At 40.1% G+C, this 21,849-nt stretch carries 21 protein-coding genes and 4 tRNA genes; 5 read left to right on the forward strand and 20 right to left on the reverse strand.

Annotation, left to right across the window (positions count from 1 at the left end; genetic code table 11):
• Positions 1–302: 302 nt before the first annotated feature.
• Entirely contained in the window at positions 303–533 is a 231-nt protein-coding gene (locus NQ117_RS18435) for a DUF3892 domain-containing protein (protein WP_258279494.1), read from the reverse strand.
• 140 nt (positions 534–673) lie between these two features.
• On the reverse strand, positions 674–1,117 hold the full coding sequence (locus NQ117_RS18440) for a GNAT family N-acetyltransferase (RefSeq protein WP_258279784.1): 444 nt from the start codon (positions 1,115–1,117) through the stop codon (positions 674–676).
• Positions 1,118–1,222: 105 nt separating this feature from the next.
• Between NQ117_RS18440 and NQ117_RS18445 the strand changes: the two genes are divergently transcribed.
• On the forward strand, positions 1,223–1,429 hold the full coding sequence (locus NQ117_RS18445; RefSeq protein WP_258279495.1) for a hypothetical protein: 207 nt from the start codon (positions 1,223–1,225) through the stop codon (positions 1,427–1,429).
• A 154-nt stretch (positions 1,430–1,583) separates the two neighbouring features.
• On the opposite strand, the gene NQ117_RS18450 is transcribed toward NQ117_RS18445, so the two are convergent.
• The 14 genes from NQ117_RS18450 to NQ117_RS18515 form a co-directional block, all read right to left on the reverse strand.
• The gene (locus NQ117_RS18450; RefSeq protein ID WP_258279496.1) at positions 1,584–1,787 is read right to left on the reverse strand and encodes a hypothetical protein; all 204 of its coding nucleotides are present in this window, start codon (positions 1,785–1,787) and stop codon (positions 1,584–1,586) included.
• A gap of 195 nt (positions 1,788–1,982) precedes the next feature.
• Positions 1,983–2,058, reverse strand: a tRNA-Val gene (locus NQ117_RS18455).
• Between the two features lie 107 nt (positions 2,059–2,165).
• Positions 2,166–2,837 (reverse strand): uracil-DNA glycosylase, encoded by a 672-nt coding sequence (locus NQ117_RS18460; protein WP_258279785.1) that lies wholly within the window; start codon positions 2,835–2,837, stop codon positions 2,166–2,168.
• Between the two features lie 175 nt (positions 2,838–3,012).
• Positions 3,013–3,101: transfer RNA gene (locus NQ117_RS18465), tRNA-Leu, on the reverse strand.
• A gap of 38 nt (positions 3,102–3,139) precedes the next feature.
• Positions 3,140–3,216: transfer RNA gene (locus NQ117_RS18470), tRNA-Ile, on the reverse strand.
• A 29-nt stretch (positions 3,217–3,245) separates the two neighbouring features.
• Positions 3,246–3,322 (reverse strand) — tRNA-Met (locus NQ117_RS18475).
• A 135-nt stretch (positions 3,323–3,457) separates the two neighbouring features.
• Positions 3,458–3,622 carry a hypothetical protein gene (locus NQ117_RS18480; protein ID WP_258279497.1) on the reverse strand — a complete coding sequence of 55 codons (165 nt, stop codon included), beginning with the start codon at positions 3,620–3,622 and terminating at the stop codon, positions 3,458–3,460.
• 224 nt (positions 3,623–3,846) lie between these two features.
• Positions 3,847–5,328, reverse strand: coding sequence for an ABC transporter substrate-binding protein (locus NQ117_RS18485; protein ID WP_258279498.1), 1,482 nt, complete (start codon positions 5,326–5,328; stop codon positions 3,847–3,849).
• A 5-nt stretch (positions 5,329–5,333) separates the two neighbouring features.
• On the reverse strand, positions 5,334–6,197 hold the full coding sequence (locus NQ117_RS18490) for an ABC transporter ATP-binding protein (protein WP_258279499.1): 864 nt from the start codon (positions 6,195–6,197) through the stop codon (positions 5,334–5,336).
• Between the two features lie 3 nt (positions 6,198–6,200).
• On the reverse strand, positions 6,201–9,077 hold the full coding sequence (locus tag NQ117_RS18495) for an ABC transporter permease (protein WP_258279500.1): 2,877 nt from the start codon (positions 9,075–9,077) through the stop codon (positions 6,201–6,203).
• Positions 9,077–10,201, reverse strand: coding sequence for an efflux RND transporter periplasmic adaptor subunit (locus NQ117_RS18500; protein WP_258279501.1), 1,125 nt, complete (start codon positions 10,199–10,201; stop codon positions 9,077–9,079). The genes NQ117_RS18495 and NQ117_RS18500 overlap by 1 nt, the downstream gene beginning before the upstream one ends.
• Positions 10,164–10,919 (reverse strand): ABC transporter ATP-binding protein, encoded by a 756-nt coding sequence (locus tag NQ117_RS18505; RefSeq protein ID WP_375163100.1) that lies wholly within the window; start codon positions 10,917–10,919, stop codon positions 10,164–10,166. Before NQ117_RS18505 ends, NQ117_RS18500 begins: the two co-directional genes overlap by 38 nt.
• 288 nt (positions 10,920–11,207) lie before the next feature.
• Entirely contained in the window at positions 11,208–12,314 is a 1,107-nt protein-coding gene (locus NQ117_RS18510) for an ABC transporter permease (RefSeq protein WP_258279503.1), read from the reverse strand.
• Positions 12,314–13,240, reverse strand: a complete 927-nt coding sequence (locus NQ117_RS18515; protein ID WP_258279504.1) for an ABC transporter ATP-binding protein — start codon at positions 13,238–13,240, stop codon at positions 12,314–12,316. The genes NQ117_RS18510 and NQ117_RS18515 overlap by 1 nt, the downstream gene beginning before the upstream one ends.
• Before the next feature lie 213 nt (positions 13,241–13,453).
• On the opposite strand from NQ117_RS18515, the gene NQ117_RS18520 reads away from it, so the two are divergent.
• The 3 genes from NQ117_RS18520 to NQ117_RS18530 all read left to right on the forward strand — a co-directional run bounded on the left by NQ117_RS18520 (position 13,454) and on the right by NQ117_RS18530 (position 16,826).
• Positions 13,454–14,158: a response regulator transcription factor gene (locus NQ117_RS18520; protein WP_258279505.1), complete on the forward strand. Its 705-nt coding sequence runs from the start codon at positions 13,454–13,456 to the stop codon at positions 14,156–14,158.
• Positions 14,159–14,164: 6 nt separating this feature from the next.
• Positions 14,165–15,526 carry a sensor histidine kinase gene (locus tag NQ117_RS18525; RefSeq protein WP_258279506.1) on the forward strand — a complete coding sequence of 454 codons (1,362 nt, stop codon included), beginning with the start codon at positions 14,165–14,167 and terminating at the stop codon, positions 15,524–15,526.
• 103 nt (positions 15,527–15,629) lie between these two features.
• Entirely contained in the window at positions 15,630–16,826 is a 1,197-nt protein-coding gene (locus tag NQ117_RS18530) for a PepSY domain-containing protein (protein WP_258279507.1), read from the forward strand.
• Positions 16,827–17,076: 250 nt separating this feature from the next.
• Here NQ117_RS18530 and NQ117_RS18535 read toward each other — a convergent pair whose 3' ends face one another.
• The 4 genes from NQ117_RS18535 to NQ117_RS18550 form a co-directional block, all read right to left on the reverse strand.
• On the reverse strand, positions 17,077–17,742 hold the full coding sequence (locus tag NQ117_RS18535; RefSeq protein ID WP_258279508.1) for an ABC transporter ATP-binding protein: 666 nt from the start codon (positions 17,740–17,742) through the stop codon (positions 17,077–17,079).
• Between the two features lie 6 nt (positions 17,743–17,748).
• Positions 17,749–19,020, reverse strand: a complete 1,272-nt coding sequence (locus tag NQ117_RS18540; protein ID WP_258279509.1) for an ABC transporter ATP-binding protein — start codon at positions 19,018–19,020, stop codon at positions 17,749–17,751.
• Positions 19,017–19,844 carry a hypothetical protein gene (locus tag NQ117_RS18545; protein ID WP_258279510.1) on the reverse strand — a complete coding sequence of 276 codons (828 nt, stop codon included), beginning with the start codon at positions 19,842–19,844 and terminating at the stop codon, positions 19,017–19,019. The genes NQ117_RS18540 and NQ117_RS18545 overlap by 4 nt, the downstream gene beginning before the upstream one ends.
• A gap of 171 nt (positions 19,845–20,015) precedes the next feature.
• Positions 20,016–20,435 carry a hypothetical protein gene (locus tag NQ117_RS18550; protein ID WP_258279511.1) on the reverse strand — a complete coding sequence of 140 codons (420 nt, stop codon included), beginning with the start codon at positions 20,433–20,435 and terminating at the stop codon, positions 20,016–20,018.
• A gap of 653 nt (positions 20,436–21,088) precedes the next feature.
• Here NQ117_RS18550 and NQ117_RS18555 point away from each other — a divergent pair.
• Complete coding sequence (locus tag NQ117_RS18555) at positions 21,089–21,799, forward strand: PepSY domain-containing protein (protein WP_258279512.1); 711 nt, start codon at positions 21,089–21,091, stop codon at positions 21,797–21,799.
• The last annotated feature ends 50 nt before the right edge of the window (positions 21,800–21,849 follow it).

Raw genomic sequence — 21,849 nt, forward strand, 5'->3', positions numbered from 1 at the left:
TAATCAAATTGTGTTGACAACAAGAATTGAACGTGATAAGATATGATTAGGATAAAAATGAATTAAATTATTTTAATTGATCAATGAATAGAATTATCTTACCATAACCTATAATTTCAATCAATCCATTGGACTGAATTTCTATATTTTTCACATAACTAGATAACAACGAACAGCGGAGACATAGCGTCTCCGCTTTTTTTATGCCCTATTTCCACAAACAAAAAAGCTACCCCTCAATTCGTTAACTGCCCAACATCAGGATAGCTGCTGCCATTCATTTTCAAATACGATGGATTGCACTAAAAAGGAGGCAAGCTGTCCAAGTTATTAGTCGGATCTCCATCAGCATCACCGCGAATATACAGATTGCCATTCCTCCCCTTAAAAACATTGGCACCTGCAATTTCACCACTTTGAACCGCCTGTAAAGCCTGCTCATAACCAAGCACTCGGCCACTATTCGTTTGGAAGGCAGTTAAATCACCATCACCATTTTTCTGAACAGCAATAAAAGACTCTCGTTCATTCATCCTATGCAGCTCCTTCATTTCTGTAATGGCGAACGATCAACTGCCCTCCTGCTATTGTTCATCATCCCATATCAAGCAGCCAATCATTCACATATGGTTAGCATCCCTTTAGAATGAAACTCATATGCACTTATTCGAACCTACAACTTCTTCTCCATACGAACATGTAAAATACCTGCATCATAAAAAGGCTCTTCCGAAATCGTTACATAACCAAGCGACTGGTAAAACCCTTCCGCTTGACATTGAGCATCCAACACACTCCGTTCTACCCCATGTACACGTGCAACTTGTTCCATCCCTAATACGAGTACACGCCCGATACCTTGTCCACGGTACGACTTACGAACTGCAATGCGCTGCATTTTAGCTGTAAGCTCATCCAACAGCTTAATGCGGCCTGTTGCTATGTATTCCCCTTGCTGTTGCAAAAGCACATGATAGGCAGGGGCCTCCAGTTTATCATACTCGTCACACTCTTCCTCAACCGGCACTTGTTGCTCTTCTACGAATACTTCCAATCTGATTGCAATACATGCCTCTAATTGCTCTTGTGTTTTTACTTCTAATAGTTCTGTTGTCATCATTCAGCACCTCCGTTAATCGAGAAACATCATTATACAAAAAATTGGATATCATGTATAGTTATACTTATACGTCTATTACCAAATCATCCCGGAGGTTAGAACATGGATCCAATTACCGCTACCATAGTTGCCGTCATTATGATGGTAATCGGCATGATTACCCTACTGCTAGTCGTTACACGCAAAGCCTATTCGAGAAGCTGGGATAAGTTCAATCCAGAAATATTTAGTTCTTCAAATACTGCGGCTACCAGTGACCAAGCGGAGCAATTGAATAGCACACCCCCTCAGCATAACCAGCATTCTTAAATCACAGCTTTATTGCTTTCTTAATCACGCTTGCTTTCAAACATTCACTATTACAAATCATATCCTATGCAAAATAAATAACCTCGAAGATCGCAAGCCAAGACGACGGTCTTCGAGGTGTAATTTTGATATACAGCTTACCAACTTGTAAGAACTACGGTTGATACACATCTTCAGGAATAACTATTTTGCCATACACCTCTTCGTATATGGGAGATCTAGGCTCGTGCAAATCCCAAACTTCTTCTTTTGGCTCTCGTTCAACCAGAAGAAAACTCGTGCATCCTGACAACACAACAACAAGCACACCCGCTATCATATATGCGAAAGCTCGCCTCCACACATTCGGCACATTCATCAGGCTAACCTCCTTGATAAATCTACCGACAGTGTACCCGCGTCCGCACATTCATAAACCACTTCTAAATAAATTTGAGTGATACCAGCCCCTGATTTGACCGCTTAAACATTAGGATCTAGGTAAAGGTCAAATCTACTTCCTTGAAATAAAAAGAAAAACCCTTGCTTCAACAAGGGTTTAGGAATATAAATTTGGTGATCTGAGACGGGTTCGAACCGCCGACCCCTACCCTGTCAAGATAGTGCTCTCCCAGCTGAGCTATCAGATCGTTGAATATCATCAATTACATGAAATACTTACCAATAATATAACAAGCTATGTCGCTAATGTCAACGCATATAACAGCGGTTCACTAACTTACAGCATCTAGCCAAACTATAGCTGCGGTAGCTGCCAATCAATCTCTACCTCATCCCACTCACGAAGCTTAGCATTGATTTTCGAATACGGCTTGCTCCCCATAAATCCACGATGAGCAGACAATGGACTTGGATGCGGAGATTGAACGATAAAATGTTTCTTCTGATCTATCATTTTCACCTTCGCTTGTGCATGACTGCCCCATAGTACGAAAATAATAGGCTTGTCACGCTCATTCAACAGTTCAATCACACGATCTGTGAACTGTTCCCATCCCATACCCTTATGTGAAGCTGCTTGTCCCGCACGCACGGTTAGAACCGTGTTCAGAAGAAGCACCCCTTGCTCAGCCCAAGAAGCCAACGAACCATGATTAGGCATCGTTATACCTACATCTGAAGCACCTTCTTTAAGCATATTTAATAAGGAAGGCGGAATCCGAACACCAGGACGCACAGAAAAGCTTAAGCCATGCGCCTGTCCTGGACCATGATAGGGATCTTGTCCAACAATCACGACTTTCGTATCTTCATATGAAGTCAGTCTAAACGCTGTAAACAATTGATCATAAGGAGGATATATTTCCTCTCGCTCGTATTCCCCCTTCAACCACGACCAGAGCTGTTTAAAATAAGGCATACGCACTTCATCATGCAACTTTGCCGACCAATCATTATCAACTTTCATAGCCACTTCTATTCCTCCCTGTCTAGTTAATTCGATTGTAACGTCTATACATAAAAAACGCACCTATTCATAGCAAATGTCAATGAACTAAAAAAACTCCTTCCGCTTCGCGAAAGGAGTTTAACCGTTCCATATTCAATACTATATTCGTAAGTAGCGCTAATAGGTTATGTAATGGTGCCGAGAACCGGGGTCGAACCGGTACGGTAGTCACCTACCGCAGGATTTTAAGTCCTGTGCGTCTGCCAATTCCGCCATCCCGGCATATAATAAGCACTAACCTGTAAAATATATTTGAATTATGGTGGGCCCTGAGGGACTCGAACCCCCGACCAATCGGTTATGAGCCGACCGCTCTAACCAACTGAGCTAAGGGCCCCTGATTGCCACAAGGGTATATGATTGCTTTGGTTGCGGGGGCAGGATTTGAACCTACGACCTTCGGGTTATGAGCCCGACGAGCTACCGAACTGCTCCACCCCGCGTCATCATTTATTTCATCGCGTCGTTCATCAGCGACAAGTAATACTATACTACATCACACATGTTCAGTCAACCATTTATTTAATATTTTTTTCAAAATTAAAATCTAAGCGAAAATCCACCGTAGTACACCCCCATTACAAAACGAATCTTACCCCATATTTCCCGCGGCGTGAGCGATAAACTTCTATATCTTGTGGCGTACTATATCCATATAGCCACGCATCATGCTCCAGACGCTGCTGAAGTACTCGAGCTTGAAACCTCGTATCATAGAGCTGCCCCCAATAGATCCATTGCATATTCATACATCCTTTCCTTACTCATGCTCGTTCATCATAGAACCTTTGAATCGATATTGCTCTTATGATGAGTTCCCATCACCAAAAGGTGCTGGTTATCACGCATGCATTAATAGAAGTAATGTACCCCATTTCATGCATTTCCATGAGTAGAGACCTCACTGGCATAATCTCGATAGGATCACAATAAAAAAGGCATGCCATAATCGGCATGCCTCTCCTCTTTAGCGATATACGCCTCCAGGAACTCCTGGTGGTTGGATAGCAACTCCATTTTTAATTTTTTGCAGCATTTCGTTACCTTTTGTTTCCCACTCTTTCAATGCATCCTTCGTTGTTTTCTTACCAGAAGCGATCTCATTGAACAATTGGTTAGCAAACGTTTCTACATAGCTCAAATCCGGCTTACTTTCATAAAGCTCTCTAATATTTGAAGATTGGATTACAGGTTTCACATTGTAAAACGCTGCGATATTGTAATTCAAACCTTCTTTAGGTTTAATGTACGATTTGCGTGTAACCATTTCATAGCTAGTGCTGCGGCTGCGTACTTTAGCCCATTGCTCACCATTTACATATTTGATAAAGTTCCAAGCATCTTCAGCATTTGGCGCTTTTGCATTAATCGAGAAAATGTTGTTAATATTAATCATGCTGGAAACACCAGGTACTTCAGAGTGATGCGGAACGGATACAACATCCCACTCAAACGGTTTGAAATTTTTAATCTTGCCTGCATTACGTGCAGCACTTGCAAGGTCGCCATTCATGTAGTACATATCTGTAAGCATCATTGCTACTTTACCAGATAAGAACTGATCATGAGCAAAAGGGTTATCCTCCTGTGGCGGACCATCCATCATCATTGCATCTTGCGTAGGAATCACTTTATCTTTGTACAATTTCGCTACTTTATCCCAAGCTTTCTCCCAATTTGGCGAGTTAACAAGCATTTTTTCAGCTTTAGGATCAAACATTTGCAGCTGAAGTGGGCTCATGTACGCATAAGTCATGGAATAATACGGATCTCCCGTGTAACGATCGAATGCGAAGCCATAAGTTCGATCCTTACCTTCACCTTTACTTACACGCTGTGCCAGTGCAAACATCTCATCCCATGTCATTCCATCCTTAGGGAGTTCTACCCCCGCATCTTGGAACAGCTTCTTGTTGTAGATCAAAGCGCTGGAATTGAACGTTGGTGCCAAGCCATAAACGCTTCCTTCTCCCATCGCCTTAATTCCATCCTGAACAGCAGGCACGATATCAGAAGTGTCAAACTTGTCTTGTACCATGCGCTCATCCAACTTCGCCAACATACCATCTTTAGCTAGTTGACGGAAGCTTTCTGCATCAGAAATGACTACATCGACAGCATTAGCACCTTCTAATATTTTTTTCCAAGATTCTTTAAAGGATGGCTCTTTCTTCTTCGGATCTTTATCATCTTCGTATCTACGATCCTCGTAGTTAACCGCAGGGACAAGCTCGATTCGAATGTTCGGATTCGCCATTTCAAATGCTTCTACATACTGTTGTCTAAACCAGCTGTCATCTCCACCGCCATACGGCATCCCGATACGCAATACACGTTCCTGACCTGGAGGAACTGCTTCCTCTTTTTTCGTACATGCAGCCAGCATCGGTACGATCATCGTCAATGCTACAGTCAGCATTAACGCCTTTTTCAACCATAATTTCTTCATCTCAGTTACTCCTCCAATTGTTTAGGTGTACGAATAATGATTTTATCGCCATCCAATTCCATAGATGCTTTATCATCAATGTTCAACGCTTCTAAGTAATCCTTTGGTACTTGTAAACGACCAACGCGATCCACGACTACATAGGCTTCATGAATCTCTTGCAAACCTTTACCTGCTTCATCCAATCCTGGATTACGCTTAATGAACTCTGTACTAGTTAAACCGTCACGAATGGCTACCACACGATCGACCTTTCCAGCTATAGATAAATCGTGCGTTACGATAACTACCGTAACTCCCAACTCTTTATTCATTTTGCGGAAAATGTCCATAATCAGATCAGAAGTTTGCGTATCAACCGATCCGGTTGGCTCATCTGCGAGCAGCAACTTTGGCTTGTTGGCAAGAGAAATTGCAATCGCAACCCGCTGCTGTTCACCACCTGATAGCTGCTGCAGCTTGTTATTCAAGCGATGGCCGAGGCCTACCCATTCTAGCAATTGCTTCGCATAAGCTCGGTCTAACCGCCCTGACAGCATCATAGGCATTTCTACGTTTTCCAAAGCTGTTAAGTAAGGTAATAGATTACGCGCATTGTTCTGCCAAATAAACCCTACCGTGTCTCGTTTGTATTTGACAAGTTGATCATCCGTTATTTTCAACAAGTTCCATTCTCCAACTTGAATCGTCCCAGCAGAGGGACGATCCAAGCCACCTAGAATGTTAAGGAATGTAGACTTACCACTACCACTGTTCCCGATAATGGCCATCATTTCGCCTTCTTTAACAGTCAAGTTAAGACCTTGCAAGGCGACAACTTCCAAATCGTTCGATTTGTATATTTTCACGAGACCTTCGCAATGTATCATCGTTTAACGCTCCTCTCCCATCTTCACGGCTTGATGCACGCGCAGACGGCGAATATGAACAAAGAGAAGGGAGGCGCCCAACAGCATCATGACACCGACAACTATATACAATTGCATCGTATCCTTCGAATCAAATATAATACGGAACGGCGGCACTTGCATTCTGGCATCTGTCGTACTTTGCAAGAACGGAAGGAACAGAATACTCGCAAGCTTACCTATAAGGACGCCTAAGCCAATTGCTAGTCCTGCCGTAAAGATTTGCTCTAGCAGCAGCATACCTGTCAGTTGGCGACGGGACAATCCCATTGCTCGAAGTACCCCGAACTGCACGACCCGACCCGACAAATTAAAGAACCAATACAAGATATAACCGATGAGTGAAACGATAATTGAAATAAGGAAGCCCAGACTCAAAATACCGAATACTCCACCTCTTGTTGGATGCTTGCTTTGATTTCTCAATTCTGCATTCGCATCTTTTATAGAGACAAGGTCGATCTGCTCTTTTTGCAGTGCATCCATAATCGGTTTAAGTTTGGCACCATCCTTCATCTTCACTAGAACATCGTAAGGAATCGTACCAAGCTGATCATAAACATAATCCAAGTTCACGATATAAAATGGCATTTTTGCAGGATACTGACCAGGCCAGTATGGCAGAGTGCCGACAACAACCAACTCCAGCTCTTGACCATTCACCGTTAAGGTAAGTGGGTCTCCCGGGTTAATTTGGTTTTGCTTCGCAACACTCGTTGGAATAATAACAGCTGATTCCATATATTTGCCGAGTGCATCTAAATAAAGATTAGGATGCAATGGATACATATCCTCGCGGAACCACGCGACTTTAGCAAAGTCGACATTGTCGATACCGACCAAATTACCAGAACCGAGTGAGCTGCCAGCCGACAGAACATTCGCTTTCACCTGCATCACTCTCGTTGCTGCCTCAACTCCTGGCAAACGCTTAAATACTTCGAATGGCGGCTCGTTATAAATAATTTTACCCTGTGGCTGCTGATCTTGGCCTCCTCCACCCGGAGGTCTGCCCGTTCCACCACCTTGGCCGCTACCCCCGCCTTGGTTTCCTTTTTTAGCATCAGGATCTCGTTCTTGATAGCTCTCAAATACCGGTGTAATAACGACATCAGCAGCATATTTGTACAATATTTGCTCTGTTGAATTCACATCAATCGTACGAGCAGCTGATGAATTGTATACGCCAAGTCCTAACGTCAATATAAGCAATATCATCAGCGGATAATAAGCTGTAGACGAGCGAGAAAGCTGAGTCAGTGTCAAATACAACGGCACAGGGAGCAGCTTCCCGCCAATCCATTGGATAATTTTTAATATCCATGGGAATAAACGCAGGAAAAACAAACCTGATGCAAATATAGCAATTGCGGGTACAAAGAATAAGAATGGCTGTACTTGCAATTGATCAGCGCTCATTCCTGTCTGGAATGACAGCATTTGCTGCTGACTGGATAAATAATAGCCATATCCTGCTACACCAAGCAGCAATATATCTAGGAACCAACGCTGCCAGAACGGTTTTTTATCTGAGCGTGCCAACTTCTGCTTCAAGTTAACGATCGACGAGCGTGCGAAAATAACAGCAGGAATGATACTCGCTAATAATGCAATAATGACAGCTACAATTCCGAAAATAACTGCATCTGTTGTAAAGCCTACAGGTATAGATTTGCGATTGACGAATTCAAGGAATCCATTTGCAGATCCTATTGACTTGGCCATGAACCAACCTACGAATGGAGCAATAGCAAGTGCAACACCACCAAGGATAACTCCTTCTATTAAATAGAGCATAATAATTTGGCGTGTACTTGCGCCACGGCTTCGCAGCACCGCAATATCACTTTGCTGCTTCTGCAAGGATTGGTTGGCATTCATCGCAATAAAGTAAAATACCATTGCAATCATCGGCGCAGCCAACGTAAGTAACATCATTTGAAGCTGTATACTTTGACTGCGGAATTCCTCCAGCAGCTTCTCGAAGGAAAGCTCCACCTTCGTATCTTTAAGCTGCTGATTCAAATCAATTTTCAAGCGATTTAATGTACGACTCAAATCAGTAATTTGACTCGTTTGGATATCACGCAGATCAAATGCATAGTACCAGCTGGATTGATTGATCGGAATTTGCATTTCTTTTAAAAGCTTGTTTTCAAATATGTCCGGGGCCACATATAGCATGTTGACCATACTGTCAAATCCTTGATACCAATACGGATCTGTGTCTTTCAACGGTTTAAATGTACCTACGATTTTCACTTTAACAAGTGATTCTGCACCACCGGAAACCGGATACTCCAATACAGCACCGATATGCAAATCATTACGATACATCGCATCTTCCAACATAACTACTTCTACCGGACTGCCTGGAGCCGTTTCTTTGTATGTACGTCCGTTCGTCCACTCAATTTTATCCGTTAATCCATCCATAGAGGCAAGAGTCATCGTCCGAATACGACTGGCATCTACCTTTGTAGGATCTTCTGGATAAACTTCTGTCGATCTTAGCGACTGTGTCCTGACGAATACTTGTGAAGGAAAACCTATTTTCTCTTTCACATCATTTTTGATGTATTGATCGACGGAATGCAGTGCATTCAAATCAGTCTTATCGGCACCGCTCACTTGATAACGCATGAGTAGGGAACCAGCTGGAAGCGTCTGACTGTTGTCCGCAATTGACTGGCTGACAACGCGCTTCAATGCGCCGTCCGAGTACATCGGGATACTAACTGTAAAGGAAATTGCGACGAGCAAACCGAGCAATGTGCTAAGTGTCATCCAGCGTGTATTCCACATTTTGCGGAACAGGAATCTAAATAATGGAATACCCATTAATTACCTACCACTTTCTGACCAGGCTCTAAGCCTCTCAAAATTTCAACTACTGTTGCATCATCTTGTCCAACCTCTACATCCACTTCACGCTTCGTTCCATCTGGCTCCACGACCTGTACATATTTACGTGAGCCAATCTTACGAAGAGCTGAGTTCGGAATGACAACCGCATTTTCTTTACGGCTTTTAATGATGTTGACACCAAGACTCGTACCGCGTTGAACATTAGCTGGGAGCTTATCGACCTGTACAATGACAAAATCCTCAAGCTTTTCCTGCTGTGCATTATTGCCACCCTGTCCTCCATCTGGCTGATTCGGCTGATTGGGGGTGCTAGAGCTATTAGGATTCGGCAGAGCTTTGATTTTGCCTTTTATAGGCTTGTCATGACCATTAATTTTGACTTCAGCTTCCATTCCTATCGCAACATCTTCAAGCTCATCTTTGGATAACTTGACAGCTACCGCCAGCGTGGATGTATTCGCAATAGTCGCAATGGGGTCATAGGCTTTGGTCTGATTCCCCTTCTGTCCATAAAGGGCAACTACAGATCCTGAGAAGGGAGCACGAATCGTTGCTTTGCTTAGATCCTTCTCCAAGTCAGCGAGATCTTGTCTCTTCTGCTCATAATTCAGCTGCATTTGTTCAAATTCGAGCTCATCCATTTCATCGCGTTTACGCAAATTTTCCTTCATCGCGTATTCTTCTTTACGAATCTCGAATTTTTTGTCGCGTATGCTTTTCTCGATATCCTCGGTTTCGAAGGCTGCGATAACTTGTCCAACTTTAACTTTGTCTCCATTTTTCACAAGTACATCTTTAATCCGTTTGCCGTCTACAGAGAAATAAACATGTTCCTCCTGCTGCGACATAATCTTACCGCTTGCGCTAAACTGATCAACTAACGTTTGCGTAGTTACTTCATGCTCAGGCTTCTTAGAAATCGTTGGCGGTGTAATAACTGGCAGAATTTCTTCTTCCTCTTCAGCCGGCAGAAGCGAGCAAGCAGAAGTGAACAGCAACGTACTCGACATCGCAATTAACATCCAGCGCTGTAGACGTCTGCTGCGAGATCGTTGTGAATTAGGAGACGAACTTTCCGTCAACCATTTCGTATACATGATCGGCTACCTCCATTATTGTTGGATCGTGAGTTGTCATACATATGGAAATGTTCTCAATGTGAATAATTTGCTGAAATACACCCATAACCTGAGCAACCATTTGCGTATCAAGTTCAGCTGTAGGCTCATCTGCCAACAGCAGCAGGGGCTTATGCGCGATTGCCTTTGCTATCGCAACACGCTGCTGCTCACCGCCCGACATCTCAAACGGACGATGGTACATCCTTTTACCAAGCCCTACAAGTTCAAGGCAATGCTGCGCTCTGGCTTTCCATAAATGTCGAGGAATGTTAGCCATCCGCAATGATAATTCTACATTTTCATACGCAGATAATAGCGGCATAAGAGCAAACGCCTGAAAAATAAATCCGACATCATCCCGCCGAGCACGTGTACGCTTATCATCACTCCAAGCAGATAGCTGTTCACCACGGAACCATATTTCACCACTAGTAGGTAAGTCCAATCCGCCCAACATGTTAAGCAGCGTCGTCTTACCGGATCCTGAACGGCCTTTCAACATAACAAGCTGGTTTTGCATAACCTGCATATTTATGCCTTTCAAGACATGCAGCTTTTGACTGCCCACGTCAAATATTCGCTCTACATTGCGCACTTCAAGCAGCGGCTGTTCAGGTGCTAACGTCACCTTGCGCTGCGGCCACTCTGCGGTTGAAACTTTGCTCTTGATGTCTTCAGTTGCTTCTGCTTCTATCGTTGGTTGCTTCTCCGTTTCAGCATTTGAGACATCCGGCTTCTGTTGTTGCTTTTTCTTGAGCCGAAGCTTCTTCAGCAATGACTTGGCCCCCTCTCCCCGTAATAAAAATTCTTCTCAAGTATAAACGAAGAAATGACTGGAAAAGTTACAGACTGATTAACATAATCCTACACGTTTTTAAAATTATTTGGAAAAAATAACAGACCCACCCTTATAGGAATCCACCTATAAGGGTGGGTCTGCTGCATGTTTATATTTACAATATTATGCGTATTCTCACATACACTACTTCAAATTTTTCCGCTTCATTATAAGGGATGCAGCTATCATAGCTCCCGCTCCCCATAGCACCAAAACAAAGACATTATTCCATAGGGCACCATTGCTTAAACTCATCTCATAAAGCATCGTATCTCTGATTCCATTCGCAAAATAAGTAAGCGGCACATGATGTGACAAGGACTGCATAAACTCCGGGAGCATATTTACGTCAAAGAAAATACCACTAATAAACATCATCAGAAAGCTGGCAAGATTCGCCAAACCTATATACATTTCCATCGACTTGCTAAGAGACACGAGAAAATACCCCATAGCTGCGAAGGAAAGTGTACCTACGGTGAAAATAAACAGCAAGCCTAATAAATCAACGTACAGTGCTGCATCGAACAGCCACATACCAGCGATTGTCAGGAGCACAATCTGTATTAACGCAAGTACCCATTTGACTAATATAGATGCTGTACTAAACGTTATCATAGACATAGGTGTCATCCGCAATCGGCGCAGTAAACCTGTTCGCTGAAGCTCAATGTGCTGAACCATATTGAACAATCCCGACTGCGAAATAGACAGTGCAATAAGACCTGTTAAAAGGAAAGCAGAATATTTCAGGTCATCCTTGCCAACAGAGACTGTGTTCGTCTGCACCGATATAGTCGGTTGAACATTAGCAATGCTCCAATTCATATGCTGGGCAACACTTTCAACAATTCCTTTTATCGCTTGCGTAGTCGTCGTTTGCATTTTTTCTTGATGTAACCATATTTGAATCGTACCTACTTGCTCATGCTCCGGCAGCACAATAACGGCATCGACCTTTTTTTGTTTTAACTTTTCCAGCGCAATTGCCTGAGAAATAGAAGCATCCCCGTCCAGCTCAAGCTGTGGAATATGAGAAAGGATTTGCAGTAATTGACTAGACACTTGATTAGGTACGTCTTGAACAATTGCTACCTTTGCTTCAAAGTTGGTGCCGTCATTTACTTTTCCAAATATAAAACCAAAAATAACGAGGAGGATTACTGGATAAAATATCGACCAAAACCATACCTGTTTCTCTCGGAAAGTTAGTTTAAGATGCGTGGTAAACAATGTAGCTAATTGAGTCATTAGTCACGCCACTCCTTTCCTGTCAAAGCGATAAATACATCTTCAAGACTCCAATCCCGAATGTTAATTTGCTCTACCTTGTAATTGCATGCTGTCGTATAATGAAACAACTCCAATAATGTCTGTTCGGGAGAAGTCGATAGCACCTGCAATTGGACGCCATCTGTCTCTACTCGCTTCACAGAATGAATCTTATCCGCAAATATAGCCATGTCTTGGACATGCTCCACTTTTATTCCTTGAATACTAATTTCTCTTTCGGTGGAAATTTGTTGAATAAGCGCCTTAGACGTATCAAGTGCAACAATCTGTCCTTGGTCAACGATACATACACGGCTGCTTAATCGCTCCGCTTCTTCCATATAATGCGTGGTCAAAATAACCGTCTTGCCTAGTTCCTTCAAATTAAGTATGATATCCCAAATATTACGGCGAGCCTGCGGATCTAATCCTGTTGTAGGCTCATCAAGAAAAATGACTTCGGGATCATTGATTAGTGCCAGACCTATAGCAAGCCGCTGTTTCTGTCCACCAGACAAACCTTTTATCCGTTGTTTCCTTTGCTCCTGTAAGTTTACAAGTGTCAAAATATCAGAAACCTGACGCTTTCTTTTATAAAAACTGCGGAATACATCCAAATGCTCTTCTACCGTTAACAAGTCGAACATGGCGCTCGTTTGCAGTTGTACGCCAATTCGCTCTTTCAATTTCTCTGCATGCGAGGGCCATGACAAACCAAATAATTGCACGCTTCCTTTATCAGGCTGCAGCAGCCCTTCTATCATCTCCAATGTTGTTGTTTTCCCAGCACCATTCGGACCAATAATCGTAAATATTTCCCCAGCCTTCACACTAAAAGATATTCCTTTCACGGCATGCACGGGACCGAACGACTTGTACAAATTGCTTACTTCGATAACACTCATTCCTTAATACCTCCATTACAAAATGAGTTAGTAGCCTTAGAATGATCCAGTCACTCCTAATTGAATATAGCGAATTATAGTTAGCACCAACATGATCTAGGTATGTATTTGAACTCCTTCTCTGGAATGATAATCTGTTGAAATACAACGCAGTTGCAGATATGCTGTTATAAAGCAAGCGATTCTACATGATTAACGAACAGGAGTGCAATTATGGAGAAGCCACGTATTCTTATTATTGAAGATGAAGTAAAAATCGCGCGAGTTATACAGCTTGAATTAAAGCATGAAGGTTATGAATCTGAGATGATTGACAATGGCTTGGACGGCTATCAAATATGCCAAGAACAGAGCTGGGATTTGATTCTTCTTGATGTGATGCTGCCAGGATTAAGCGGCTTGGAGGTATTGCGACGCCTTCGTACATCTGGCAATATGACACCCGTTATTTTGCTGACGGCACGGGACTCTGTACACGATAAAGTAAGCGGACTTGATCTAGGTGCGAATGACTACGTGACAAAGCCATTCCAAATTGAAGAGCTGTTAGCGCGGATCCGCACATGTTTGCGTATGAAAGCTCAACTTCAGCCTGCACCTACTGCCCCAGCAGACAATGGTGATGTATGGACAATAGCCGATTTAAGCGTCCATGACAAATCAAGAGCAGTAAAACGGGGAGATACGGATATCGAACTGACACCACGTGAATATGATTTGCTCGTGTTCATGTTAAAACATCCGAATCAAGTTATGAACCGCGAACAAATACTAACCAATGTGTGGGGCTTTGATTATTACGGAGATACCAATGTTGTCGATGTCTATATTCGATATTTGCGTAAAAAAATTGACCATCAGTTCGATAAACAGCTTATACACACGATTCGTGGTGTGGGGTATGTCATGAAGGAGTAGATCGCTATGAACATGCGCACAAAAATTTATTTGCTGTCGTCCGTCTGGCTACTGCTCGTCATTCTCATTATCAACATGTCAATATACGCTTTGTTCTATAATATGACGACCAGAGATGCATTAAGCAGTGTTCAGCTTCAAGCTCAACAAATATCTAAACCGCTTCAGGAATTTACAGGGGGCGATATAAACGATTTTCTTCGTGGTGGTTATTTACCAGAAGACGGAATGATTCGAATTATATTTGAAGATGGAAAAGTAAAGCATGACCCAGCCCGCCATGTACCGTATCAAGAAATGCCCGCAAAGTACTATCAAGAACAAAAAAACGAACTGCTTTTTTACCAAGATACGATGTTCGCACGCAGCTATCTCCCCATCATTTATGAAGATGGACGGATTGCAATGCTTGAAGTGACAGAGAACATACAGTCGACGCAAAAAAACTTATCACAACTAAGATGGGTTTTAACGATCGCAACGATTGTCGTATTAATCCCATCCTTCTTAGCTGGTAGATTGTTGACAAATCTAATTCTGCGTCCTATCAACGCGCTCATCGCAACCATGGAAGAAATTCAGCGTAAGAACACATTCAAAAAGCTTGACGTAAAAGGGAAATCCCAAGACGAGCTGTATAAACTCGGCAATACGTTTAACAAAATGATAGAACGGTTAAAACTTCACTTCGATCAGCAGCAGCAATTCGTATCAGACGCTTCTCATGAATTGAAGACGCCATTAACCGTTATTGAAAGCTATGCAGAAATGCTAAAGCGCTGGGGAATGAATGATCCGGAAGTACTCAAAGAGTCTGTGGAAGCCATCTATTCTGAAGCCGTGCGTATGAAAGAGATGACTCATCAAATGTTGGACTTAGCACGTCATGATGCAGGCATGCATATAGAGGCCAACCCATTTGACCTGATCGATACTACTACTCAAGCTGTCAAATTAACGAAACAAGCCTACCATCGAGAAATTACGCTGCATCAGGATTTGAATACACTCGAAGTGATCGCGGATGAGGCGAAATATAAACAACTGCTGTTCATTTTATTGAATAATGCCGTCAAATACAGTTCAGGCGATATTGACGTCCTCGTCTCTGCTGACGAATCCCATGCGCATATTGTTGTCAAAGATTGTGGTGTAGGCATCCCTGAAGAAGATATCCCTCATCTATTCGAACGATTCTATCGCGTAGATAAAGCTCGACATCGGGAAACAGGCGGAACTGGATTAGGACTTTCCATTGCCAAACAAATCGTAGATGCCCATGATGGTACTATCGAAGTAGAAAGCCAAGAAAGCGTGGGAACGAGCTTTATTATTCATTTTCCACTTACTTGGCAAATAAAAGCATAATCACTCTCATCAAATTCTCATTATTTTATCATTGCAAACTAAGGTATATCTGTTACTTTTAAAACAACGACACAGATTCTTCTCGAACCGAGGTGAATATACGATGAATCGACTTAAGAAAAAATGGATCTACGCTGCAAGCGGCGCACTGCTGTTAGCCTTCCTTTTATTTGGAGTACGACAAATATGGGCGCAGCAAACGAACCCACTCCTTTCTGAGCAAGAAATTAAACAAATCATTAGCAAAGCCTATGTCGGCAAGGTGGAGAGTCTCCAACTCAATGAAAATAGCAATCCACCTCAATATGTGGCTAAGCTTAAAAATGGAGACAGATGGTACGAGCTGCATGTTGGTGGTTATAACGGCGATATCCTTCATCTCAAACAAATAAGTGAAGCAGGTGTTCCTAAGGATCCCACAAATCCTAATGTACCTGGAAAAGAGAATCCTGGTACTGGTCAGCCAACCAATCCTAATGTACCCGGAAATGGCTCTACGCCTATTACAAAAGAAGAAGCGAAGCAGATCGCGAAAACACAGTTTAAAGGTAAACTCAGTTCTCTCGAATTGAAAATACAGCCGGATGGCAGTCGTTACTATGAAGCCAAATTAGAAAATAATAAAGAATCCATAACTATGTATATTAATGAAGCTGACGGCGAAGTATTGAAAAAAGAAATCACTTCCAAACCTGATAAAAAGCCGACTAACAACAACTCTATGCCGATCACGGAGTCTGAAGCAAAGTCTATTGCACTCAATGCCGTAAAAGGAACATTTAAATCTATTGATCTAGAAGAGGAAAATGGAGTTCCTGTGTATGAGGTAGACATAAAGACAACAAAGGGTACAAAGAAAGTATACATTAACGCCTATTCTGGAGCTGTTATCGCTAGTGTCACAGATGATGATGATGACGACGATTCAGACGATGATGATAATGAAAGTAAAAAAGAGGTCAAAGGCGTTAGTACTGATAATAAGAGCAACAATAATCTAAACAGCAATAACACGAACAAAAACAACAACGGTGGGTCTATTATCAATAAGCCTAGTAAGCCTACCAGCAGCAAGCCTGATAAAACGAATCAAACGAATAATAACAACACGAGCAATAACGGCGGTTCTACGGAGACCACCCCTCCTGTCAACAATGACGATGATCAAGTAGGCAGCCAGCCGAACGACGATGATGATGACGACGATGATATGAGCAACAACGACAGTAATAATACTAGCAATAACAGTAGTAACAATAGCAGTACCAGCACAGATGATGATGACGATGATGATTACTAATTCAAACATGCTTCCCAATTTAAAAGCCGCCAACCTCAACAGTTGGCGGCTTTTTCTATGTTTGAACAGTTACTGCAACCACATCTCTCACACAGCTAAGTTAATTCGTATCTAATCAAATATTACAAAAGGCCGCCTTTCTATTAGAGTCGTGCATCACACCACTCATTTAGAAAAAGCAACCTTATGTTATAAGGTAATTTACTTTTAGCATAATTAAGGAATAGAATTGCTTTATTTGTTCTCCACTCTATACTACGACAGATTTTAATCCGTCCATTGTCATATAATATTTCTCATCACAATGTAATGAGACAGAATCACTGTGAGTAGCAATGATAATTGTAATATTTTTCAAACTTTTCAAATATGATAATACATTTAGTTCTGTCTCATTATCTAACGATCCGGTAGGCTCATCAGCTATAATTATGTCTGGTTCATTTACTAGAGAACGTATAATTCCTACTCTTTGAATTTCTCCACCTGATAGCTTTTCAATCTTCTCATTCAAAATATGTCTAATCCCAAATAGCTCACCCAATGCTTTAACTCGATCCATCACTGCATTCATATGATCTTCTTTTTTTTCATACCATAATGGAACCATTATATTTTCAAGAGCTGTTAATCTGGGTATCATTGGACTATGTTGAGAGATATAACCCATTCTATGCTTACGTGTCTCGCTCAATCTATTTATACTCATATCAGTCATACTATTTCCATCAAAAAAGTAAGAACCGAATGATGGCTTTTCCATACCTGCAATAATGTTAAGAAGTGTACTTTTTCCAACTCCACTTTTCCCCATTATAGCTACCATCCCCCCTTTATCTACCCTTAAGTTCACATTATCAAAGATTGTTCTATCCGTAAATTTTTTTGACACATTTTCTAAAACAATATGTTCCAATTCATTTCATCCTTTCAATTGTCTAACAACATCTATCTTGTTTATGAGATTCCTAGTATATAATTTAGTAACAATTAATATTACTGCAATTGAAAATAAGGAAACTAAAATGTAAGCGATTATAATAGTAATAGAAAAATTAGCTATCAAAATTATAAGTAGAAAAGGAATAATCAGTCCCGCGAATTGTATCAGAGAAGTTTTATAGTGAATCAACTTAGCAACTTCTTCCATGCTGTAACCACTTATTAATAGAACTTTATAGACTTCTACACTTTTGTTGATAATAACTCTTAAAACCATAATAAAAATAGCAATTAAAGTAATTAGCAATACTGTCATACCTATAAATAAAATGTTTCTATTCATTTTAGTCATATCTACGATAGTATCAATCACCTTCCCATTAGCACCAATGACAGTAAATTGATTAAACTCTGTCCTCAATGAAATGTTATTCAATTCACTTCTAATTTGAAAAGGATTTAGTTCGGTAATAATATTTCCATTTATCTTGCTCAATAGTAACGCTTTAAAAAATATCCCCGTTCCATAAGACGAAGGTAAACTTTCAAATTTAAGAGTAGGTAGAATCACATATCTATCCAATATTAACTCGGGTTCTTGGACGGTCATTATTTTTTGAGAAGACTTGAGAATTCCGATTACTTCTCCTACAAATTGTTTTTGATAATATAATATATTTATAGTATCTCCAACCTTATACTCCTTAGAATACTCAGTTCCTAGAATTATTGGTAATTTAGTCTGATTCTCATTTAAAATATATTCTTTATCTTTAAATTTTCTACCCTCATTAAGCTCAAGATTGTTTAATTCAATTGCAGCAGCATTCATTTGCACGGACTTTACCGTCCTATATGATGTATTGTTAATTTCAAAAGCAGGTTGATTGTTACCAGACTCATAATATGCATCAAACACAGTATTACCCTCGAAGTTTGCTATTTCAATAGGTTGCCAAACGGCTGTATAATACGTAAAGGCTTGATTAGCACCAAGCTCATTACTGAAATTATTTAATTTCTGAAAACTATTTAATTGTGAAAAAAAAGCTCTTTCCTTTTCGTTATAAAGTTCATCTGATATCTGATATAAGTTTTTCCCTTGATAATTTTTAGCTACGTTTAATTCAAGACTAGATTGATTCATACTCAATGTAAGCAGAGCAAGTAAACAAAAATAAAAAAATGCAGCAGTATATAGAGAAATGATTAGTAGTTTATTTGATTTTATAAATATAAAAATTGCCTTCAATATTTTTTACCACCTTTTTTAACTATGTCGAAACGTACCCGATAAAGTCCTATAATAATAAATAAAAAATTATAAAAAAGCGCAAGTGTAATTGCATACACTATCCATTTTGAATCCCACATAGGATATGTATAATAAATTGTTATCAAAACAACCATCAATAAGCCCGTTGAAACAAAAATATATGGAAAAATTTTAGTTTTCAAAATAATTGCGCAAAGTGATGCAGGGGAATATCCATGTATATATAAAATGGTATATAAATTACTTTGATGACCGAACCATGAATTAACCACAATAAAGAATATAATAAATGATAAGATGAGCAAGATAACGTGTATCTCATCAAGTGCCTGATTTGACTTCAAAATATAAGTTCCCCTGAGCTCCTCATCAATAATTTCAAGTTCGTTTTTGCCAAAAAGCTCATTTAATACCTTTTCATTATTATAATGTGGTGTCATAAAAACAAACCACGTTCCATTTTTTAAATTAAGCTCAATATTTCTTGAGATCAACCATATCTCAGATTGGAACTGGTATGAGTTCGGGACATTAAAATACCCAATAAAATCATATTCATCTGGAATATCTCTAATACTTATATTTTCACCTGCCAGTGCTACCTTATCCTTATTTGAATGTTGTCTCACTTTATAAAATGGAGGAAGTAAAACATCTCCATTCATCCAGACATGCTTTATTTTAGAGTTTTGATGATACTGGATTAAAAGATAAGGTTTACTGATATCACTAATTTGGTGCCTTATATCCTTTAATTCAAATGTAATAGAGTTTTTATTTTTATACCCATTACTAAGCATATTCATATAATCCAGATATGATAAAAACCAAAATGAAAGAGCACCTAAAATAGTTAACAAAAACATTAAAATGTAATGTATTATCCCTGATGTAGAATATAACTTTTTGAATATCATAGCAGTATTATTTAAAGCGAGAAAATCATGATGATTTTCTCGCTTGTCTCCTTATTATTGGTTACCGTAATATGTTTTCCCTACATAATCTGTCAGAAACGTATCAATCCAATCACTTTTGGCTTCTGTTGTATTCCAGCCCCAGACACGGCCACTATCTCCAGTTACCGAACCTGTAACATATCCTTCGAACCTAGCTCGTGTATAATGATATACAGTATCCCAAGAAGTATTACCTACTGCTCTTGACATCAAAACGCCCGTTGCAACCTCTTTAGATTCTACAGAGCCTGTATGAGAAGCAGTTGACATAGACGTTACTGAAATTCCTCCCCCAAAATACCCATCTCTTTCACTCCAGCCACCGGTGATATTTTTCAAGTCATCTGATTGGGCAGAATAAGTAATAGGAGTAATTACGCTAAGAAAAAGTGCTACTGTCAAAATAAAAATAGAAGACTTCTTATTTTTCATGAGAATAACCTACCTTTTTTAATTTATATTTGAAAGCTGGCCAGCTAATCAAAACATAGAGGGTATCACCGCGTAATTAGTTTCATAAAGAGCAATAGGGGGATTGTAAATAAATTCAATAAATCAGTCTAACATCGCTGAGATGGTATGTGAGAGTAAGTTTCATAATCTAGAAATAATCTAAAAGAGGTATAGGTATACATTGAAAGCGAATATGTGTACATTGTCTAAAAGAGAGACAGCAGTATGGTTTATTTCATATAACTATCCTCACTGGCATCATAATATAAATGAAGATCGGTTAAGTGATTACAAAGGAGAATTTTTTCAGAAGATGTGATTTTTAAATTATCTTACTTGGTCAGATATTTCCTTTTTAGCCTTACAAATACTGCCTGAAACGCAATACAGGCTCTGATTCCGTGGATAACATTATTTTACCATATTTCCCATTCATATCTCAACATTTAAAAGTAATGGTTACATTATTTTAATAGATAATTACTCTATCCTATTTGCTTTATATACACAATTCAAAGCATTTTCTCATCAAATTCTCATCTAATTGCCTTTATACTCTAATAAATGAAAGTTATTATTACGATATAAACAATAGAACTTCAAGGGAATATCTAACATTAGGAGGATTTACTATGAAAAAATGGGCAGCAACTACACTAGCAGGTGCACTTGTACTGAGCGGAATCGGATTGGGAAACAACGTAATGGCTAAAGAAAACGATGATACGAGTAAACCTGCTCCAGCAGCACAAACGTCCAACAACAATAGCAAAGCTAAAATTTCGTTGGATAGTGCAAAAAAAATTGCAACTGGCTTATTTAAAAACGCTAAAATCGAGGAAGTCGAGCTTGAGAAGAAAAATGGCCGCCTCGTTTACCATGTAGAATTTGAGAATCGCAAAGACAAAGAAGATGAAGTATACATTGACGCTTACACAGGTAAAGTGACGTGGGAAAAAGATTTCAATGACGATGATGATGACAACAAACAAAAGCAAGACAAAAACAACAATACGAGCAGCAAGGACAATAAAAATAACAAACCAAACACTAAAAAGAACGACGACGACGATAATGACGACAAAGACGATGACGATAATAAAAAGCCAGCTAAACCAAAGTCAAACAAACCAAGTACGAAAATTACAAAAGAACAAGCGATTAAAATTGCATTAACGAAAGTCCCTGGCAAAGTAGAAGAAGTTGAGCTTGAAAAAGAAAACAACAAACTTGTATATGAAATTGAAATCAAAGCAAAAAAGAAAAAGAACGACGATGACGATGCTAAAGTATATGTTTCCGCAACGGATGGCAAAGTACTGAAAGTGAAATGGGATGACTAATCCGCATTCCTACTCCCTTTCTTTACAGCGTAAAGCTTATCGTTGATGTA

It is taken from the genome of Paenibacillus sp. SC116 (genome assembly GCF_024733555.1).
In the GTDB taxonomy this organism is placed as follows: Bacteria; Bacillota; Bacilli; order Paenibacillales; family Paenibacillaceae; genus Paenibacillus_B.

Excerpts from the sequence above, each read along its gene's own strand:
- NQ117_RS18435 (WP_258279494.1), bottom strand. The coding sequence starts at position 533 with ATGAATGAACGAGAGTCTTTTATTGCTGTTCAGAAAAATGGTGATGGT.
- NQ117_RS18440 (WP_258279784.1), bottom strand. The coding sequence starts at position 1,117 with ATGACAACAGAACTATTAGAAGTAAAAACACAAGAGCAATTAGAGGCA.
- NQ117_RS18445 (WP_258279495.1), top strand. The coding sequence starts at position 1,223 with ATGGATCCAATTACCGCTACCATAGTTGCCGTCATTATGATGGTAATC.
- NQ117_RS18450 (WP_258279496.1), bottom strand. The coding sequence starts at position 1,787 with ATGAATGTGCCGAATGTGTGGAGGCGAGCTTTCGCATATATGATAGCG.
- NQ117_RS18460 (WP_258279785.1), bottom strand. The coding sequence starts at position 2,837 with ATGAAAGTTGATAATGATTGGTCGGCAAAGTTGCATGATGAAGTGCGT.
- NQ117_RS18480 (WP_258279497.1), bottom strand. The coding sequence starts at position 3,622 with ATGCAATGGATCTATTGGGGGCAGCTCTATGATACGAGGTTTCAAGCT.
- NQ117_RS18485 (WP_258279498.1), bottom strand. The coding sequence starts at position 5,328 with ATGAAGAAATTATGGTTGAAAAAGGCGTTAATGCTGACTGTAGCATTG.
- NQ117_RS18490 (WP_258279499.1), bottom strand. The coding sequence starts at position 6,197 with ATGATACATTGCGAAGGTCTCGTGAAAATATACAAATCGAACGATTTG.
- NQ117_RS18495 (WP_258279500.1), bottom strand. The coding sequence starts at position 9,077 with ATGGGTATTCCATTATTTAGATTCCTGTTCCGCAAAATGTGGAATACA.
- NQ117_RS18500 (WP_258279501.1), bottom strand. The coding sequence starts at position 10,201 with ATGTATACGAAATGGTTGACGGAAAGTTCGTCTCCTAATTCACAACGA.
- NQ117_RS18510 (WP_258279503.1), bottom strand. The coding sequence starts at position 12,314 with ATGACTCAATTAGCTACATTGTTTACCACGCATCTTAAACTAACTTTC.
- NQ117_RS18515 (WP_258279504.1), bottom strand. The coding sequence starts at position 13,240 with ATGAGTGTTATCGAAGTAAGCAATTTGTACAAGTCGTTCGGTCCCGTG.
- NQ117_RS18520 (WP_258279505.1), top strand. The coding sequence starts at position 13,454 with ATGGAGAAGCCACGTATTCTTATTATTGAAGATGAAGTAAAAATCGCG.
- NQ117_RS18525 (WP_258279506.1), top strand. The coding sequence starts at position 14,165 with ATGAACATGCGCACAAAAATTTATTTGCTGTCGTCCGTCTGGCTACTG.
- NQ117_RS18530 (WP_258279507.1), top strand. The coding sequence starts at position 15,630 with ATGAATCGACTTAAGAAAAAATGGATCTACGCTGCAAGCGGCGCACTG.
- NQ117_RS18545 (WP_258279510.1), bottom strand. The coding sequence starts at position 19,844 with ATGCTTAGTAATGGGTATAAAAATAAAAACTCTATTACATTTGAATTA.
- NQ117_RS18550 (WP_258279511.1), bottom strand. The coding sequence starts at position 20,435 with ATGAAAAATAAGAAGTCTTCTATTTTTATTTTGACAGTAGCACTTTTT.
- NQ117_RS18555 (WP_258279512.1), top strand. The coding sequence starts at position 21,089 with ATGAAAAAATGGGCAGCAACTACACTAGCAGGTGCACTTGTACTGAGC.